Origin of the sequence: Luteimicrobium sp. NPDC057192 (assembly GCF_042670205.1) — a bacterium.
GTDB lineage: Bacteria > Actinomycetota > Actinomycetes > Actinomycetales > Cellulomonadaceae > Luteimicrobium.
Genome location: NZ_JBHUWD010000004.1, coordinates 98,074 through 115,399 on the forward strand (window position 1 = coordinate 98,074; position 17,326 = coordinate 115,399).

A 17,326-nucleotide genomic window follows, 5' to 3' on the forward strand; every position below is an offset into this window, starting at 1 on the left:
GCGGCCCTACGACGGCGGGAGGGGTGGCGTAGACGACGAATGCCCTACGCTCAGCGCCCCCCTCGGGTCAGCCCGCTGTGGATGAGGGCCCGCTTGCGACGGAGCTCGTCAAGCTTGCGGTAGGCCTCCGCGTCGTCGCGAACCACAAGGTCCCCACCGATGAGCGGGCCACCGAGCTGCGCGAGCTGCTCGTCCGTGAACACCGTCTCCGGCTTCCCGGTGTGGTTCGCCACGAGAGATGTGCCGGGGGGCAGAACACCGCCCTTGTCGTACAGCGTGGCGGGGACCGCGTTGAGCACGCCGCCGTTGGCGAAGCCCCAGTGCGTGTGGTTGAAGTGGGCGCTCCGGGTCGGCTCGGGGTACAGGAAGTTGCGCCCCTTGTAGACCTGGTTGAACCCCTCCTGGCTGTGGATGATCTCCTTGGAGTTCGGGAACCGAGACTTGATCCACTCGAACACCTGGTGCATCACCAGCGGAGAGCCACCGATGTCGATCGCGCGCCCGAGAGCATGCATCGACAACTGGCCCGTGCCGGCCGCGATCGCACCCGGACGGTAGGCGGAGGTAAGCACCGCGGCGGGGAAGGCTCCGTGGACCAGGGCCCACATCTTCTGCCAGCCCATGCCGGGCCCGAGCCAGGACCCCTGGCCGCCGCCAAGGTTGCCCATTGATCCGGGTGTGCCGGCACCGCCGCCCGCAAAGAGGCCCTTGACCTTGTCCTTGAGCCCGTCCACGATCCAGCCCGGCACGGTCTTCGCGATCTTGCCGAGGTCGCTGCCACCGATCTTGGAGAGCCTGGCCAGCGGGTTGCCGAAGTGGCCGACGAGTGCCTTCCACGCCCCGTTGAATGGCATCGAGGCGAGGTTCGCTGCGCCGTGCCACAGCTTCGACCAGCCGCTCCCGAACGTGTCCCAGATGCCGCCGTCCTTGAACGCGTCGCCGCGGCGAGCCTTCGCGTTCAGTGCGGCAACCCCCTTCGCCCCGCCCACGGCACGCGTGAACTCCGGGCGCATGATCGCCTCGCCGCCCGAGAGCGACAGGCGCCCGCCCGTGGGCGAGTAGAACTGGTGCACGTCGCGGCCCGGGGTGTAGCCCGGGAGCACGCCACCCTGGGCGAACGGGAGGCTGACGTCGGGGAGCTTGAGCTTCTTAAGCCCGACCGCACCGGCGACCTTGTTCCACCATTTCTGGATGCCATCGGTGTAGACGGTGTTCACGACGAACCTGATCGGGGCAGCGGCGGCGGACTTGAGCCCGTCCCAGATCTTGCCAATGCCATCCTTGGCCGTCTTGAATGCGGTCTTGATTGCCGAAATGCCAGACTTGAACGGCGAGAACACGTGCTTGGAAATCCATGTCCACCCGTTGTGCAGATTCGTCCGCAGGTTCGTCCACCGCTGGGCGATCCAGTCGCCCGCGGTGCCGAATGCGGACTTGACCGCGTTGAAGGCGGCCGTGAACTTCGAGAAGACGTTTCGCTTGATCCAGTCGTAACCGGCCTTCAGCTTCTCTTTCACCGTCTGCCAGTGCTGGACGATGAACACGACTGCAAGTCCGATCGGGCCGGTCAGAATCCCGAGCAGAAGCGGCCAATTCTTCTTGACCCAGCCAAAGGCCGTCGAAACAGCTCCCTTGATCGTGTCGAAGACGTGCTTCGCCGTCGGCACCAGCGTCCTGGTCCACCAGTCGGAAACGGCCTTCGCGGCGGCCTTGATGCCCTTCCACGCCCCCTGGACGCCCTTGCGGAACCAGGTGAAGTGGTTGTAGGCGTAGACGACCCCGGCGACCAGGAGTCCGATCGCCGTGATGATGAGGCCGATCGGGTTGGCGTTCATGGCGAGGTTGAGCAGGAGCTGAACCCCGCGCCAGGTCTTGAGTGCCCCGACGACGCCGAGGATGCCCGAGACCATTGCGGTGATGACGGCCGGGTCCAGCGAGCCGATGACCTTCGCGAACATGCTGACGGCCCCGAGCGCGGGACCGGCGAGAGGCAGAAGCCCCTTCACCAGGTTGACGACCGCGCCGCCGAGATCCTTGACCAGTGCCCAGACCTTCGGGCCCTCGCGCCGGACGTAGGACAGGAACTTCTGGAAACCGCCGCTCGAGCCGATGTGCGAGAAGCCCTCGGACACCTTGATGAGACCCTGAGTGAAGCCGTGGCCCGTCATCGGCACGACGGCCTCGACCAGCGACGCGAACCCCTTGCCGAGGTTCACGATCACAGGGCCAAGTGCCGCGAACAGAGGTCCGGCGATGGACGCGAGCACCGAGATGAAGTGCCCGAACCCGGCCGACTTGAGACCCTTGCCGATCGACGTGAACATCAGGTTGAGGCCGGTGCCCATCGCCTTGATGAGCGGGGTGAGCGACGGCAGGATGTCGATCAGGATCTTCATGCCAGTCGTGAGCGGGCCGAGGATCGACTTGTCGTTCTTCTTCTCGAACGTGCCGACCGCCGCACTCAGCGCGTTCTTCGTGTCCGCGAACTTGCCCGTGGCCCCGGTCAGGGACGCCTCGAGGTGCTCGATCTCCTCGCGGTACTGCTTGATCTTCGCCTTGTTGGCGTCAGTCTTCGGGCCCAGCTCCGCGTTCGCGAGCTTGGTCGAGGTCTTCTCGATCTCCTTCTCGATCTTCTTGATGCGAGAGATCGAGTCGCCCGCGAAGATCGCGAACAGGCCGCCGCCGACCGTTGCCGCGGCGAGAGGTGCGGTCAGGGCCGCACCCAGACCGGCGACCGCGGCCGTGATCGGGATGAGCGCCGGACCCAGAGCCAGGACGGACGTCAGGAGGCCGCCGGGGCCGGACACCGTAGAGCTGACGGCAGCGATCTTCGCCTCGGCTGCGCCCGTGTCGGCGTCAACGTTGATCGTCGCGTCACGATTGTGCGCCGCCTCGTCGATCTGAGCGTTCGCCTCGGAGGTGTCCGCGTCCACGTCGACGGTGGTAGTGCGGTTCCGGAGAAGCGCGTCGACCTGCGCCTGGAACGCCTTCTCGTTGCCGACCTTGAGCGTGACGTCCGCGTTGAGGTTGCGGAGCTTGGCGCGGGTGTCTGCGGCGAACCGGTCGACTACGGGCAGCAGCCGGACGCCGGCACTGCCGACGATGAGCGTCACTCGTCAACCTCCGCATCGCGGAGGACCGCCTCGGCAGCCGCCACGATCGCGTCCTGAGGCATGACTGCGGCGCTCTCGAGCACGACGAGCGGGGCATCCTTCAGCGCTGCGTCCAGTTGTGCCACGTAATCGGCCGTTCTGGACGCGTTTTCGAGTAGAACCTGCTCGTCAGGGCGCAGGTCGTAGGCATCTACAACGGACTTCCAGAGCCTCCTGCCGGCCCTCGAAAGGCCGCTGGGGGCTGGAATCCTGCGGATCTGGGGGCTTTCATCTGTCATCTCGCTGCCTCCGAAAACGGCCCCGTGAGTCGCACGCATGCCGGAGCCTTAAATCGAGTCGCAAAGGAGAGCCGGCACCCCGGGGGGCCCCCGCGCCCCACCCCCGGGCACCAGCCGGCTTAGGAACGGGTCGCACCGTTGGTCACGTCCGCCAGCACAGCGGGGACCGCGGTCCGAAGGACAACCTCGAGAGCGGGAAGCCCACGCTGAGGCTGCGTCACCGCGGCGTATGCGCGTCGCACGTCTCGCAGGTCGTCATCGATGCCATTGAGGTTGCTCGAGACGGTCGACGGCCAACCAGCGAGTGCGACGTCAGCGCCCCTCGACACGAAGTAGTCCTCGGGCCAGCGAGAGGAGGCGAGGAGCCAGGTCGTGAGGGTGTCCTTGTCTGCGATCGCCCGGGTGAGCAGCGCTCCGGCCCGGGCACCCAGCTCCCCCGGACCCGTCGGGTCGAGCACCATGCGCAGGTCGGCCTTGATGCCAGCAAGGCGCGCCTCCTGGGCAGCGTCCTGCGGGTTTGGCCGGGCGGGATAGGCAACCGCGAGGAGGGTGCTCTGCACCTTGGTTGCCGCCGTGAGGATCGTGTTCGTCTCCACCTCGATGGTCGTCCTCGCCGCAGAGACGACGACCTGTAGCTGCGCTGCCTTGCCCTCGGCCGAGAGGTTGCGGTCCGTGGCGGTGTTGAACACATCCTTGCCGACCCGGGTCAGCGTCGCGTCGATTGCCTGGACTGCGGACGGCACTGGCGTCCATGCCGTGGCCGCGGCGCGCAGTGCCGTCGGTCCGGGCTCCGTGAGGGAGAACGGCACATTCGAGAGGGCCGAGCTGACGGTCTCCGTGACCGTGCCGGCGATCTTCCGAAACGCGTCGAGCATTGGGCTGCTTCCAAGCTGGTATGTCGTCGTCATGCCGTGATTCCTTCCGAGTCGATGAGCCATCGCCCAGCGAACTTGCGGGCGGAAAGCGTTCGGGCGCGCGCTCGCTTCGTGATTGCCTGGTCGGAAATACCCAGGAGCATTGCGGCCTGTCGAACTGATATCCATCGTCCCGCGGTTGGCTCTTCTGTCTCCACTTCGGGTTGTTTTTGCGCAACCATGGCAGTGAGCGCGGCGACCCTTCTCGCTGAGTCGACGAACGGCACTGCGGAAGGTGCGGGCACCTGCCGGCGATAGACCCGGACAGCGTTTGCTTGGTCCACGATTGCCGCGAGTTCAAGAAGAGCGCTGGAGTCGGAGATGACGAGCCGTGGCTGGCCGCCGTGCCACGTAACGGCGAAGGCGTCCGTCACAGCACGCCTCCCCAGAGCTGGCGCAGCACGTCCGGGTTACGGCGGTCCTTCTCGGTCGTCCCGCCCCAGACACCCGCCTCCTTCGGGTGCTTGGCGACGTAGCGCCGGCACTCGCGGATCGCCAGGCACCCCATGCACTGCGTGGCCGCGATCTCCTGCCGTTTCGGGTTGTCGGAGAGCCACGCTGCGGACTGGCGCGTATCAGAGCGGATGCATGGGATCCGCAGACCGTCATCCAGCAGTTCCTCGATCACGTTCGTCAGGGCACGGTGATCCTGCTCGAGGTCGCTCATGACACCCTCCCCGCGACAGCAGCGCCGCACGAACGGCAGCGCGTGACGGACCATCCGCGCATGGGCGTGATTCGCTCGATGACGATGCGCTTGCAGTCCGCGCGGTGCGGGAGGTCGACAGGTGCAGGCGGGTCGTCCTGCGTCGGCAGAGTCGGTCCGAACTCGTCGCAGTCACAGTCCTTGACCCGGCAGACCTCTCCGAGCAGTTGGAGCCCGGGCCGCCCTCCGTGGATGCGCCGCGCGTGCTGGCAGCGGCAGAGGTCGACGGCGGCGGTCACGGGACCATCGATTCATCGAGGGCGAGCCTTGCCGCGAACGGGAGCAGCGAATACGGGTCCCCGTCGAGCGGTTGGAACTCGCCGGCCCAGATCCGTGCACGCAGGATCAGCTCGTCCGTGGGGAAGGCGCCGAGTTCCACGAACTGCTCCGTGAGGAAGGCGTCGGTGCGCTGGCGAGGGGTCATCGTGTGATCTCCGTCCATGCGTTGTCGTCAGCGAAGGCGGCGAGTAGATGCAAGTCCTGGGCGGCGCGAATGGTCGCGTCTGCGAGGTCGAGTCCGTCGCGTTCCATCACTCCGGCAACGGCCGCGTGAGCGCCCGCGCCAAGGCGCGCGATGAGAGCGGCGGATGCCTTCTCGCGTAGCTCCTCCGAAGTGGCAGGTGAGGTACTCACCTGAGATAAGGTCTTCGAGTCACCTTGGAGTGGTAGTGGAGTCTTGTAGTTGGGGACGTCGTCATTGCGTCCCTCTTGTGCACCTGATTGCGTCCCATGTGGGACGTCGTCATTGCGTCCCACTGGAACGTCGTGAGTGCGTCCCTCTTGGTCTTCCCAGCGGCGCAGGTCGAGGTGGAGCAGGTACACCTGCCGATGCCCGAGGAATGCGTCACCGTCACGCTCGACGAGCCCGAGCGCGACCAGTCGGCCGACCAGCTTCGTGATGGCGCGCTTGGCTGCGGCGTACCTCTTCGCGTCGAGCGTGCGGAGGTTGTAGCCGCAGGACTCGGCCAGGCGTTCCCACCCTGCGTAGTAGCGCGGTGGGTCGTCGTCATCCTTCGCATCGATCGCCATCCGGAACAGGACGTGCCGCGGCTGGGGGTCAAGCCCGAGACGGACGGCCACCTGGGATGCCCGCGCGTAGTTCCCGCGGCCCATCAGCGACCACCACCCAGCACGCTCCACGCGGCATCCTCGCCGGTGGAATCGCGGTAGGTCAGCGGTCGGCCGTGCTCGAGGTCGACGAGTGCGGACTGGAAGGCGGCGGATCCCGCGCGGTGCTGGCGGAGCAGGTAGTACGCGGTGAGGATCGGCTCGGGGGTGCGCATCGCGAGCTTGGCGATCTTCCGAGCCTTCGCCGCGCCGAGGCCAGCGTCGTAGAGCCTCGTGGTGAGCTCGTCGACACCTCGCCGACGATTGCCCGTCTCGGGGTTCCCGGGCTTGTTCTGGGTGTCGGGCGCCTCAAACAACGGCAACACCGCCCGACGACGGGCGCAGAAGTGCCGCGATGGTGTCGCGCTGTTCGGGGGTCAGGGGCGGGGCTTCCGCGACGACGCGCGCAACATGCTCGGCGAGGCGCTCTGCGCGCAGAGCGCGACGAGCGTCGATTAGTTCGGGATCGTCGGCGTTCCGCGATCGGGTCAGCGACGCGACCCGCGCTCGCTCGTGGGTCCAGGTAGCCAAAAGGCACCTCCGGGCAGGATGAACCTGCACCCGCTGAGGTGCCTGGCGGCCGTACGCATCTCGGCCTCGACGTGTCTTGCTATTGCAGCCTAGCAGCCAACGCCGACAAGGAGATCTCGGAAACGCCATGCGCGTCGAGCTTGTCGAAGAGAGGCCCGATTCGGTCTGCACGAACGACGAGGCGGAATCCGCATTTCGCGCACCGGAGGATGCACTTGCGACGCTCCGCCATGAGTCTGCCGGATGCGGTGACCTCGTCGATCGATACGAGCACGCTCCCGTCTAATTGCTCGAAGGCGACTGGCACACGCACCGGCTCGTGCGATGCAGCCCCGCACACCACAGCGACCATCACGCCCTCCATTCAAGCCGGACTGACTCGGGGTGGAACGTGCGCGAGCCACGCGCAACGGGCTCAAGAACGATCCTCTCAAACAGCGTTCGCAGCACTGCCCTCTTGGTCATGATGTCAAGGTCCGTCCACGCCGCTGCGACGTCATCGGCTCCGACGAGGCCCACGAGTGCATCCTGCTTGCCAGCCTCGGCAAGGGTGGCCTCGATGCCCTCGAGCTTCGCCTCGAGGTCGCGGGTGATCGTCCCGAGCTGCGTTGCGCGAATCTCACCTGCGGCAAACAGCGCCGCCGCCTCATCGAGCCGCACCCGCAGCGCCTGGGCGTCGTGACGCATGCTCTCGACGTCGATCTCCCGGCCCCTGTCTCTCAAGAGGCCTCGCGCGTCGTCGCGCGCTAGCCGGGCAATGACGACGGCCTCGACGTACTCGTCGATCGGCTCGGCCTTCCTGGCGACGTCGCTGCGCGCCGCGCACTTGTACGTCCGCACACCCTTGCTCGTTCTCGCGGTGCCGACCTTGGATCCGCCCTCGCAGCGCCCGCACTCCGCGATGTTCGTCAGGAGGAACTTGATGCTGCGGTCTGTAACGCGGTTGCGTTCGGGATCCGCGAGGAGGTGCTGAGCGGCCCGCCATGTCTCCTCAGACACGACCGGCGTCCACTTTCCACCTCCGACGAGTTCCCCGCGGTGCTTGCGCAGGGCGGCATAGCGAGGCGACTGGAGGGCCCGGCGTGCGGTGGTGCCGTTCCAGGCGTTGCCCTTGCTCGTGAGCGCGCCGGCGTCGTTCCAGCGTCGTGCGATGGCACGGAGCGAGCCTCCGGCCAGGAGGGTCGCATAGCCCTCCCGGATGAGCCTTGCCTCGGACTCGCGGGCGCTCAGGCCACCTGGCTCGTAGCCGAACGGTCGCGGCCCTCCGGCCGCGGGGAGCCCGGCGTGGGCGCGCTGGTCGTTGGCGCGCCTCTGGCGATCGCTCTTGGTTTCGATCTCGAGACGCGCGAAGCTCGCCAGGACGTCGGCGACGACGCGCCCGCTCGGGGTCGTCAGGTCCATGTCTGATCCACGGACGAGCGCCACGGTGGCGGATGCCGCCTGACAGGTCTCGATGAGACGGACGGTGTCGCGCCGGTTGCGCGTCAGACGATCGAGCGCCCATGCGATGACGGCCTGCGCCCGGCCCACTTGAATGTCCAGCAGCAGGTTCTCGAAACCCGGCCGCTTCTTGCTGCCGGCGGCCGATGTGTCGTTGTCGACGTGCTCCGCGACGACTGTCCAGCCGCGCTGACGTGCGAGCTCTCTGGCATCCTCGAGTTGGCGTTCGACGCCGAGCCCCTCGCCCGTCCGGTCCAGCGAGATTCTCGCGTAGATGATTGCTTGCACATGTGCAGTCTACGGTCTAGCGTCAGCTCGAAGACCTCCTCGCACGTGATGATCCGCTGCGTCGCGGGGACCGAGCCGGCGAGGGCGTTGAGCATGGTCGTCTTGCCCGCCTGCGTGGCCCCGGAGACGAGCACGTTGAGACCCGCGCGGACCGTCGCGTCGAGGAACGAGGCGGCGTGACCGGTGAGCGAGCCGAGGCCCACGAGGTCGGCCAGGTGGGACGCGCGGAGCACGTGCTTGCGGATGTTGACGGCGATCTCCGACCGCGTGACGTCGGGGATGACGACGTGAAGACGCTCGCCGCCCGGCAGGCTGGCGTCCACGAACGGGCTCGAGAGGTCGAGCCGGCGACCGCTCGACGCGAGCATCCGCTCGACGAGGTCGCGCAGCTGCTCCGTGCTGAGGATGGTCGTCGTGAGCTCGGGCTCACCGCGGCGCGCGACGAACACCTGCGCGGGCCCGTTGACCCAGACCTCCTCGACCTCCGGGTCGTCGAGGTAGGGCTGCAGCGGTCCGAAGCCGGCGACGGCGTCGAGGACCTTCTGGGCGACGGCCTGGGGGTCGGCGAGCGGCGGGACGACGCCCTGGGCGGTGCGCTCGTCGTAGTCGCTGAGCGCGTCGGCGACGAGCTGGCGGGCCGCGGCAGCGTCCCGTGTGGGATCGATGCCCCGGCGGCGCACGAGCTCGCGCACCTCACGCTCGAAGATCTCGGCCCCGTTCATCTGTCGTCCCCTCTCCCGCCCCCCACGGGCGTCGTGACCGCACCGCAGTCGCGCGGTCCGGTCACCGTAGCGGGGTCGGCGACCTCGCAGCGGGGACCCTGTGGACAACACCGGCGCGGCGCTGAGGTTGCCAGCGAATACCGTTACCGGTCCAATCGGTGTCCACGATGCGAGACGCGAGCGGTCAGCCGACGACCGCCGCGGACGGATCGGGGAGCAGGGAACGAGCCGCCTCGAGCCCCTCGCGGGTCGCGCGGACGGCGTCGAGCGTGCGTGCGTCGCGCGCTCCTCCGACGACGGCGCGCGCGATCCCTCGGCGGTCCAGCTCGTCCGCGAGGGATGCCACGGGTTCCTGGCCGGCGCACACGACGACGACGTCCGCGGGGACCTCACGCGCGGCGCCGTCGGCGTCCATGACCTCCAGGATCCCGGGCCGGATCCTCGTGTACGAAACCCCGGTGAGCATCTGTACGCCCGCATCTCGGAGCGCTCCGAGGACGACCCAGCGCGAGGTCACGCCGATGCCGGTCCCGACCTTTCCGGACCGACGGAGCACGGTGACCTGCGCGCCCGGCCGCGGGGACGTCGTCGGGAAGCGGGTGGGACGCGGGGCGGCCCACCGCTGCGGCCGCGCCACCCCGACGAGGTCGCGTGCGCGTTGAAGCCCGAACCGCGCCGCGAACCGGTCGGCCCGGGCGCCTTCGTCGTGCTCCTCGACGAGGAACGTGGCGACGTCGACCCCGACGCCTCCCCCGCCGATGATCGCGACCGACCCGGGCGGCACGCCGTCGCGCAAGGCGGTCTCGTAGTCGACGACGTGCGGCAGGTCGGCGCCCGGCAGCCCGCCCTCGCCGCCGGCCCGCAGGCGGCGCGGGCGGACCCCGGTGGCGACGACGACGCCGTCGAAGCCGGCGAGGTCCCCGGCGACCGCCGTGACCCCGAGCCGCACGTCGGCCCCGAGCTCGGCGAGCTCGGCGGCGAGCCCGGCGACGGCCGCGGCATAGTCCTCCTTGCCGGGCACGCGCGCGGCGAGCTCGAGCTGCCCCCCGAGGTGGCCACGCGCCTCGAGCAAGGTGACGCCGTGCCCGCGCCGTGCGGCGTCGACGGCCGCGGCCAGCCCGGCCGGCCCTCCCCCGACGACGGCCAACCCGCCCCCGGACGGCCCAGCCCCACGCCGAGGTCGAGGGTTCTGCGCCGAGACCGAGCCGATGCCCCTCGATCTCGGCGAAGAACCCTCGACCTCGGCACACGTCGACGCGGAGGCCGAGGCACCGCCAGCACCGGCCCCCCCAGCGCCCCCCGAGGCCGAACCCGCGGGGCCACAGGAACCGAGCGGGCGGTCGCTGTGGTCACGAGCGGCGAAGGCGGCGTCCGAACGAGCGGGGGGTCGGGGAGAGTGCGCGCCGTCGTGGTGGGTCTGGCGGGAGGCCCCGAGGGACGAGGGGCCGGATGGTAGACGGCGCGCACTCTCCCCGACCCCCCGCGAACCGGCCCACGACGACCGCACCGCAGGAAGCGGCAGCTCCACCTCGCGCCCGGCCCGCGGGTTGACGAGGCACGACACGCGCTCCCCGACGAGCGACCGGTCGATGCAGGCCTGGTCGCAGCCGAGGCACGTGGTGACGAGGTCGAACCGCCCGGCGAGGGACTTGGCGACGATCGCGGGGTCGGCGAGGAAGGGCCGGGCGAGCGCGACGGCGTCGACGGTGCCGCGGGCGAGGACGGTCTCCACGTCGCGGAGGTCGGTGAAGCGGTTGCTCGCGATGACGGGCACGCCCGGCCGGGCGCTGGTCCGCACGGCAGCGGCGACGCGTTCGGCGACGGGGATCCAGGCGCCGTGGGGCACGGCGGACTGGACGGTGGGGACGGCCGACTCGTGCCAGCCCACCCCGACGTTGACGGCGTCCGCGAGGGGCCTGTCGGGCGTCCCGACGAGCTCGCGCACGAGCGCGGCGACGTCGTCCGGGGTCGACGATCCGGGCATGAGGTCGTCGCCCGAGACCCGGACGAGCACGGGGACGTCCGGGCCGACGGCGTCCCGGACGGCCCGCGCGACGGCGAGCGGGAACGCCCGACGCCGGGCGGCGTCGCCGCCCCAGGCGTCGTCGCGGAGGTTCGTGAGGGGCGAGCAGAACTGGTTGAGCAGGTACCCCTCGGAGGCCATGACCTCGACGGCGTCGAATCCGGCGTCGACGGCGGCACGGGCGGCGTCGGCGAAGTGCCGGACCGTGGCGACGACTTCGGCGTGCGTGAGCGCGCGCGGCACTGCTCCGCGCGCGGCGCGCCACGGCACGGGCGACGGCGCGACGGCCTCCTCCGGCTCCCCGGTGGCCCCCGTCACGTCGGCGAGCAGCGCGTACCGCCCCGCGTGGAAGAGCTGCGCGGCGATCAGCCCGCCCGCCTCGTGGACCTCGCGCGTCACGGAGGCGAGGGCCTCCCCCGCGGCGGGGTCGGTGAGGACCGCGTAGTCCGCGCCGCCGCGTCCCGGCCCGTCGACGGCGAGCCCGCCGGTGACGACGAGCGCCGCGCCGCCCTCGACGCGCTCGCGGTAGAACGCGGCGAGCGCCCGCGCGTCGGGCACGGCGGACCACGCACCGGGCGCCGTCGCACCGGCAGCCTCGAGACCCGTGTGCATGGACCCGAGCAGCACCCGGTGCGGCAGCGCGAGACTTCCCAGCCGCCACGGCGCGCGGGTGCGGACGAGCGGGTCCGTAGCCACGGGCGGCTCGATCACTCCGGCGAGCCCGCGGGGTCGGCGGCGTCGCGCGCGTCGAGGGCGTCGTCGGCGCCGAACACCGCGGCGCGCAGGTCGCCGCTCGTGTCGGACCAGAACGGCGGCGCGATCACGGTGAGGCCGCCGTCGACGGAGAGCACCTGTCCCGTGATGTACCCGGCCTTGTCGGACAGGAAGAAGTCGACGGCGTCGGCCATGTCGTCCGCGGTGCCGGGGCGCTGGAGCGGGAGCTTCTCGAGGACGGTCTCCATGGGCGCCATGCCGGGCACGCGCTCGTAGAAGTACTCGAGCGAGTCGGTGTCGATGAGGCCGCCGTTGACGGCGTTCACGGTGATGCCCCGCGGACCGAACTCGGTGGCCATGTACGTGACGTACGACTCGGCCATGGCCTTGGCGGCGCCCAGCGCGGCGTAGGTCGGGAAGGCGCGCAGCGACCCGTAGCTCGACAGGTAGACGATCCGGCCGCCGCCCGTCATGAGCTCCGCGGCGCGCTGGGCCCCGAGGACGAACGAGCGCACGTTCATCGCGTAGGACCGGTCGAGGTGGTGCAGCTTGAGGGCTGCCACGGGCTTGAACGCCGACGCGGCGGCGTTCGCGACGAAGTGGTCGAGCCGGCCGTAGCGCTCGCTGACGGCGTCGAACAGCGCGTCGATGTCGTCGGGCGACTCCATGTCGGCGCGGACGACGAGACCGTCGGCCCCTACGGCCCGGACCTCGGCGAGGGTCTTCTCGGCGAGGTCCTCGTTGGTCTTGTAGTTGACGACGACGTCGACGCCGCGCCCGGCGAGCTTGAGCGCGAGCACCTTGCCGATGCCGCGCGAGGCTCCGGTGACGACGGCGACGGGCGGGTGGTCGGGAGTGGTCATGCGGGTCTTCTCCTGCTCTCGGGGGCTCAGAAGCCGGCGGTGCCGTCGAGGACGGCGCGTGCGACGACGAGCTTCTGGATCTCGTTGGTGCCTTCTTCGAACCGCTGGGCCCGCGCGTCGCGGTACACGCGCTCGATGGCGTTGCGGTGCCAGTAGCCCTGCCCGCCGTGGATCTGCAGGGCCTTGTCGGTCACGCGACCGAGCATGTCGACGGCGACCATCTTCGACGCGCTCGACAGGGCGCCCGCGTCGGGGGAACCGTCCTCGTAGGCGCGCGCGGCCTGCAGGACGAGCGCCCGCGCGGACGCGATGTCGGCGTAGTTCTCGGCGAGGTAGAACTGCACGGCCTGCCGGTCGCGCAGCTTCTTGCCGAACGTCTCGCGCCGGTTCGCGTACTCGATCGCGAGCTCCTGGGCCCGCTCCGCGAGGCCCACGCAGCTCATCGCGACCGACACGCGCGACGGCAGGAGGAAGCCGCCGAGCGCGACCTCGAGCCCCTGGCCCTCGTCGCCGAGCCGCGCGGACACGGGCACGGGCACGTCGTGGAACCGGAGGATCGCGTGGTCGGTCCCGCGCACGCCCATGGTGTCGGAGTCGTCGACCACCTCGGCGCCCGGCAGGCCCGTGTTGGGCACGAGCAGGGCGACCGTCCCGTCGTGCCCGCGCGTGCCCTCGAGCCGGGCCGCGAGCAGCCACCAGTCGCACGTCACGCCGAACGTGATGAGGTGCTTCTCGCCGTTGAGGTAGTAGGTGTCGCCCTCGCGCCTGACCGTGGTGCGGAGGTCCGCGCCGGTGCCTGCCGTGGGTTCCGTGAGCGTGAAGGCGACCAGCCTCTCCCCCGCGACCGACGGGCGCACGACCTCCTCGAGCTGCGCGGGCGTCGCGTACGGGGCCATCGCGCGCCACGTGCCGTTGATCACGTGCACGAGCATCCGGATCGAGGCGTGCGAGCGCGACACGATCTCCATGAGCTCGAGGTAGCGCGGGAACGGGATGCCCCGCCCGCCGAGCTCGGGCGGCGCCGCGAGCGAGAGGTAGCCCCGCTCGCGGAGCTCCGCGAACAGCTCGGGCGGCACGTCGCCCGACGCCTCGATCCGCTCGGACCACTCCTCGCCCGGCCCGGTCACCCACGCCGTGAGCTCGTCCTTGAGGTCCGCGAACGCGACCTCGTCCAGCGGTGCGGGCTTCTCGACGACGGCGCTCATGCGCGTCCTCCTCTGCTCTGGTGTGCGGCGTCCTCGGCGGCGACCAGCGCGGCAGCGCGCTCCCGCAGCACGTTCTTCTGGATCTTCCCGACGGCGTTGCGCGGCAGGACGTCGAGGTGCTCGAGCCGCTCGGGCCAGTAGTACTTCGACAGCCCTGCCGCCTCGAGGTACTTCTGCATCGCCGCGAACGCGAGGCGCTCGTCGGGCCGCGCGGGGACGACGAACGCGCACGCGCGCTCCCCGAGACGAGCGTCGGGCATCGCGACGATCGCCACGTCCGCCACGAGCGCGTGCTGGTAGAGCAGGTTCTCGACCTCGACGACCGGCACCTTCTCGCCGCCCCGGTTGATGACGTCCTTGACGCGGCCCGTGATGTGCAGGAACCCGTGCTCGTCGACGTGCGCGAGGTCGCCCGTCCGGTACCAGCCGTCGGGCGTGAACACGTCGGCCGTGAGGTCGGGGCGGTCGAGGTAGCCGTCGAACATGGTCGGCGAGAGCAGCTCGTAGTGGCCGTCCGTGCCGGTCGGCACCTCGTGGCCGTCGTCGTCGACGATGCGGATGCGGATCCCCGGCAGCGGCCTGCCGTCGGTTCCCCACGCGTCCTCGGGCTGGTCGCCGGGTCCCGCGAGCGTTCCCAGACACGTCTCGGTGGTGCCGAACGCGCCGAGCATCGCCGACCCGAGCACGTCGCTCGCGCGGCGGGCGAGCGCCCGCGGGACCGCGGCACCCGTCGGGACGAAGATCCGCAGCGTCGACGGCGCGGGCGCGCCGGCCTCGACCGCCGCGACCAGGTCGGTGAGGAACGGCGTCGCGGCTTGCACGAAGGTCGCGCGACCCGCGTCCTCCCGCGCGCCGAAGACCTGGTCGAGCGCGACCCGCGCGTCCCAGTCGGGCTGGATCACGGACGCGACCCCGAGCCTCCAGGCGAGCAGCATGCCGTAGAGGAAGCCCGTCTGGTGCGCGAGCGGCGACGGGACGTACACGCGGTCCTCGTCCCCGAGCCCGAGGTGCGCGACCTCCATCGCGGTCGCGCGCGCGAGGGTGCGGTGCCGGTGCTGGACGCCCTTGGGCTCGCCCGTGGTGCCGGACGTGAACAGGAGCTGGCAGCCGTCGTCGGGCCGGACGACGCGGCCCGCCGCCGCGACCCGTGCGGCGGCGCCGTCGCCGAGCGAGGCGAGCGACGCGTCGTAGTAGCGCCACGTCCATTCCTGGGCTTGGCGCGACTCGGCGGCCTCGACGGGCAGCGGCGGCTCGCCGACCCGCGTCCCGGGGCGGCCCCGGGCCTGCGTGCGCAGCACGACGACGTGCTCGACGGACACCGGTCGGCCGGCCGCACGGGCCTCGTCCGCGGCCTCGAGCAGCTCGAGCGGCGGCCGCCGGCGCCGGTACGTCGTCGGGAGGAGGACCACACGGGCTCGGGACCGCTGGAGCGTCATCGACGTCTCGCGCGGCCCGAACACCGGCATGATCGGGGTCACGACGCCGCCCACCTGCATGACGCCGAGCGCGATCGCGACGAACTCGCGCCAGTTCGGGAGCTGCAGCGCGACGGGCTCGCCGTGCTCGACGCCGAGCTCGAGGAGCAGCGCGGCGACCCGGTCGGCCTCGTCCTGGAGCTCGCGCCACGTCGTCGCGACGGGGCCGTCCGGCCCGACCTCGACGACCGCCGTCTCGTCCCCGCGGGTCCGCGCAAGCTCGCGCACCCGGTCGGACAGGACGAGCGTGCCGTCGTCGGGCGCGGCGTGCGCGCCGAGGCCGCCCGCCTCGGCCTCCGACACGTCGTCCGCGGCCGTGCCCGACGACGTCCAGTCCTCGAGCTCGGAGGCCGCCTGCGCGCTGTCGACGACCGCGAGGTCGAGCCCGACGGTGTTCATCGCGGTGAGGAACTCCGGGTAGGAGATGCGGTACGCGTGCGGGTAGGTGAGCGTCGAGACGCCCTCGGCGCGCGTCGCCGCGACCGACAGCGCCATGAGGACGCGGTGGTCGTTGAACGAGGACAGCGGCGCGCCGCGCAGCCGCCGCGCGCCCGTGACGTGCAGCTCGTCGCCCCGGACGAGCCCGGCGTCCGCGCCGAGGCGCCCCAGCTGGAGCATCGCGCCCACGCGGTCGGACTCCTTGAGCCGCACGTGCCCGGCGTTGCGGAACCGGCTGGTCCCGTCGGCGAACGATGCCATCGCGGACAGCACGGGCAGCAGGTCGGGGATGGGACCGCAGTCGACGTCGACGGGCGCGAGCGGCGACCCGTCGTGGCGCACGCGCACGAAGCCGGTCGCCCGGTCACGCTCGAGCGGGACCCCCATCGCGGTCGCGAGGTCGAGGAAGTCGGCCTCGGGATGGTCGGTGTCGGCGGCGCGCGTGGCCCGCAGCCCCCGGAGCAGGACGTCCGACGGGTGGGCGGCGGCCGCGGCGATCCCGAACGCCGCGGACCCGATGTCGGGCGGCAGCTCGTAGCGCGCCGGCGTCGCCGTCTGGTTCGCGGGCACGTGGAACGTCAGCCAGTCGTCCTCGGGCTCGACGACGAGGCCGAAGTGGCGCATCATCCGCACGGTCAGCTCGACGTACGGGCGCTCGTTGAGGTGTCCCCCGGTCACGTGGATCGTCGTGTCCCGCTCGGCGAACGGTGCGACGAGCAGCAGGCCCGACAACCACTGCGACAGCGTCCCGGCGATGTGCGCCTCGCCGCCGCGCGGTCGCCGCGGCTGGACGGTGATCGGCGGCCGGTCGGCGTCCGACTCGAGCTCGACGCCCAGCTCCCGCAGCGCGTCGAGCAGGGCCTTGATCGGCCGGCGCCGGAAGTACTTCATGCCCGTGAGCGTCACCGGCCGGTCCGCGAGCGCCGCGAGCCCCGTCATGAAGTAGAGGGTCGTGCCCGACGACCCGACGTCGAGGACCCCGTCCTCGGCGCGCGAGCCGTGGTCCACGAGGTCGCCGGCGCGGGCCGTGGAGTACGGCCCGCCGTCGATCACGTAGTCGTCCCCGACGACCTCGATCCGGGTGCCCAGCGCATGGAGCACCCCGGTCGTCCACTCGACCTGACGCGTGCGCGAGACCCCGGTCACCACGCTCCGCCCGGGGGCCAGCGACGCCAGCACCAGCGCCCGGTGGGCGTGGTACTTGGACACCGGCACCTCGAGCTCCCCGACCACCGCGTCGCCCGTCCCTGCGACCCGAAGCTGCATCGTCGACACCCTCCGCTCTCACGTGGTGCGGACGTGACGGGCGGCCCGCGTCGGACGCGCGGCGGACGGGCGGGGACGGTTCCCCGTCGTTCGTCGTGGAGGTCTGGCGCGGCGTCGTCGCACGTCCAGCCTGGCTTCTGCGGAGGTTACCCCTCCGTAGGCTTCGGCACCGTAGGTTTGCCACCAGGCGGGACGTCGTGTCGCGGCTGCTCGGGGACGGGCGCGGGCCGCCGGAGCCCCGGA

At 71.0% G+C, this 17,326-nt stretch carries 12 protein-coding genes and 1 pseudogene; all 13 read right to left on the reverse strand.

The window, feature by feature from the left end; all coding sequences use genetic code 11:
- Window positions 1-50: 50 nt before the first annotated feature.
- The 13 genes and pseudogenes from ACFT5B_RS03815 to aroA all read right to left on the reverse strand — a co-directional run bounded on the left by ACFT5B_RS03815 (window position 51) and on the right by aroA (window position 17,083).
- Window positions 51-3,113, reverse strand: a complete 3,063-nt coding sequence (locus tag ACFT5B_RS03815; protein ID WP_386796641.1) for a hypothetical protein — start codon at window positions 3,111-3,113, stop codon at window positions 51-53.
- The gene (locus ACFT5B_RS03820; protein WP_386796642.1) at window positions 3,110-3,430 is read right to left on the reverse strand and encodes a hypothetical protein; all 321 of its coding nucleotides are present in this window, start codon (window positions 3,428-3,430) and stop codon (window positions 3,110-3,112) included. The genes ACFT5B_RS03815 and ACFT5B_RS03820 overlap by 4 nt, the downstream gene beginning before the upstream one ends.
- A gap of 80 nt (window positions 3,431-3,510) precedes the next feature.
- Entirely contained in the window at window positions 3,511-4,299 is a 789-nt protein-coding gene (locus ACFT5B_RS03825) for a hypothetical protein (RefSeq protein ID WP_386796643.1), read from the reverse strand.
- 376 nt (window positions 4,300-4,675) lie between these two features.
- Window positions 4,676-4,972, reverse strand: a complete 297-nt coding sequence (locus tag ACFT5B_RS03830; protein ID WP_386796644.1) for a WhiB family transcriptional regulator — start codon at window positions 4,970-4,972, stop codon at window positions 4,676-4,678.
- 274 nt (window positions 4,973-5,246) lie between these two features.
- Window positions 5,247-5,435 (reverse strand): hypothetical protein, encoded by a 189-nt coding sequence (locus tag ACFT5B_RS03835; protein WP_386796645.1) that lies wholly within the window; start codon window positions 5,433-5,435, stop codon window positions 5,247-5,249.
- Window positions 5,432-6,151 (reverse strand): hypothetical protein, encoded by a 720-nt coding sequence (locus ACFT5B_RS03840; RefSeq protein WP_386796646.1) that lies wholly within the window; start codon window positions 6,149-6,151, stop codon window positions 5,432-5,434. The genes ACFT5B_RS03835 and ACFT5B_RS03840 overlap by 4 nt, the downstream gene beginning before the upstream one ends.
- Entirely contained in the window at window positions 6,124-6,435 is a 312-nt protein-coding gene (locus ACFT5B_RS03845; protein WP_386796647.1) for a hypothetical protein, read from the reverse strand. The genes ACFT5B_RS03840 and ACFT5B_RS03845 overlap by 28 nt, the downstream gene beginning before the upstream one ends.
- A gap of 565 nt (window positions 6,436-7,000) precedes the next feature.
- Window positions 7,001-8,377, reverse strand: a complete 1,377-nt coding sequence (locus ACFT5B_RS03850) for a recombinase family protein (protein WP_386796648.1) — start codon at window positions 8,375-8,377, stop codon at window positions 7,001-7,003.
- 23 nt (window positions 8,378-8,400) lie between these two features.
- Window positions 8,401-9,099, reverse strand: a pseudogene (locus ACFT5B_RS03855) (CpaF family protein); the annotation flags it as partial.
- Between the two features lie 184 nt (window positions 9,100-9,283).
- Window positions 9,284-11,818 (reverse strand): FAD-dependent oxidoreductase, encoded by a 2,535-nt coding sequence (locus tag ACFT5B_RS03860; protein WP_386796649.1) that lies wholly within the window; start codon window positions 11,816-11,818, stop codon window positions 9,284-9,286.
- A gap of 11 nt (window positions 11,819-11,829) precedes the next feature.
- The gene (locus ACFT5B_RS03865) at window positions 11,830-12,699 is read right to left on the reverse strand and encodes an SDR family oxidoreductase (RefSeq protein WP_386796650.1); all 870 of its coding nucleotides are present in this window, start codon (window positions 12,697-12,699) and stop codon (window positions 11,830-11,832) included.
- Window positions 12,700-12,725: 26 nt separating this feature from the next.
- A complete protein-coding gene (locus tag ACFT5B_RS03870) occupies window positions 12,726-13,904 on the reverse strand; it encodes an acyl-CoA dehydrogenase family protein (RefSeq protein ID WP_386796651.1) in 1,179 nt (392 codons plus the stop codon).
- Window positions 13,901-17,083, reverse strand: a complete 3,183-nt coding sequence (gene aroA / locus ACFT5B_RS03875) for a 3-phosphoshikimate 1-carboxyvinyltransferase (protein ID WP_386796652.1) — start codon at window positions 17,081-17,083, stop codon at window positions 13,901-13,903. The genes ACFT5B_RS03870 and aroA overlap by 4 nt, the downstream gene beginning before the upstream one ends.
- Between the last annotated feature and the right edge of the window lie 243 nt (window positions 17,084-17,326).

Excerpts from the sequence above, each read along its gene's own strand:
- ACFT5B_RS03820 (WP_386796642.1), bottom strand. The coding sequence starts at position 3,430 with ATGCGTGCGACTCACGGGGCCGTTTTCGGAGGCAGCGAGATGACAGAT.
- ACFT5B_RS03825 (WP_386796643.1), bottom strand. The coding sequence starts at position 4,299 with ATGACGACGACATACCAGCTTGGAAGCAGCCCAATGCTCGACGCGTTT.
- ACFT5B_RS03830 (WP_386796644.1), bottom strand. The coding sequence starts at position 4,972 with ATGAGCGACCTCGAGCAGGATCACCGTGCCCTGACGAACGTGATCGAG.
- ACFT5B_RS03835 (WP_386796645.1), bottom strand. The coding sequence starts at position 5,435 with ATGACCCCTCGCCAGCGCACCGACGCCTTCCTCACGGAGCAGTTCGTG.
- ACFT5B_RS03865 (WP_386796650.1), bottom strand. The coding sequence starts at position 12,699 with ATGACCACTCCCGACCACCCGCCCGTCGCCGTCGTCACCGGAGCCTCG.
- ACFT5B_RS03870 (WP_386796651.1), bottom strand. The coding sequence starts at position 13,904 with ATGAGCGCCGTCGTCGAGAAGCCCGCACCGCTGGACGAGGTCGCGTTC.
- aroA (WP_386796652.1), bottom strand. The coding sequence starts at position 17,083 with ATGCAGCTTCGGGTCGCAGGGACGGGCGACGCGGTGGTCGGGGAGCTC.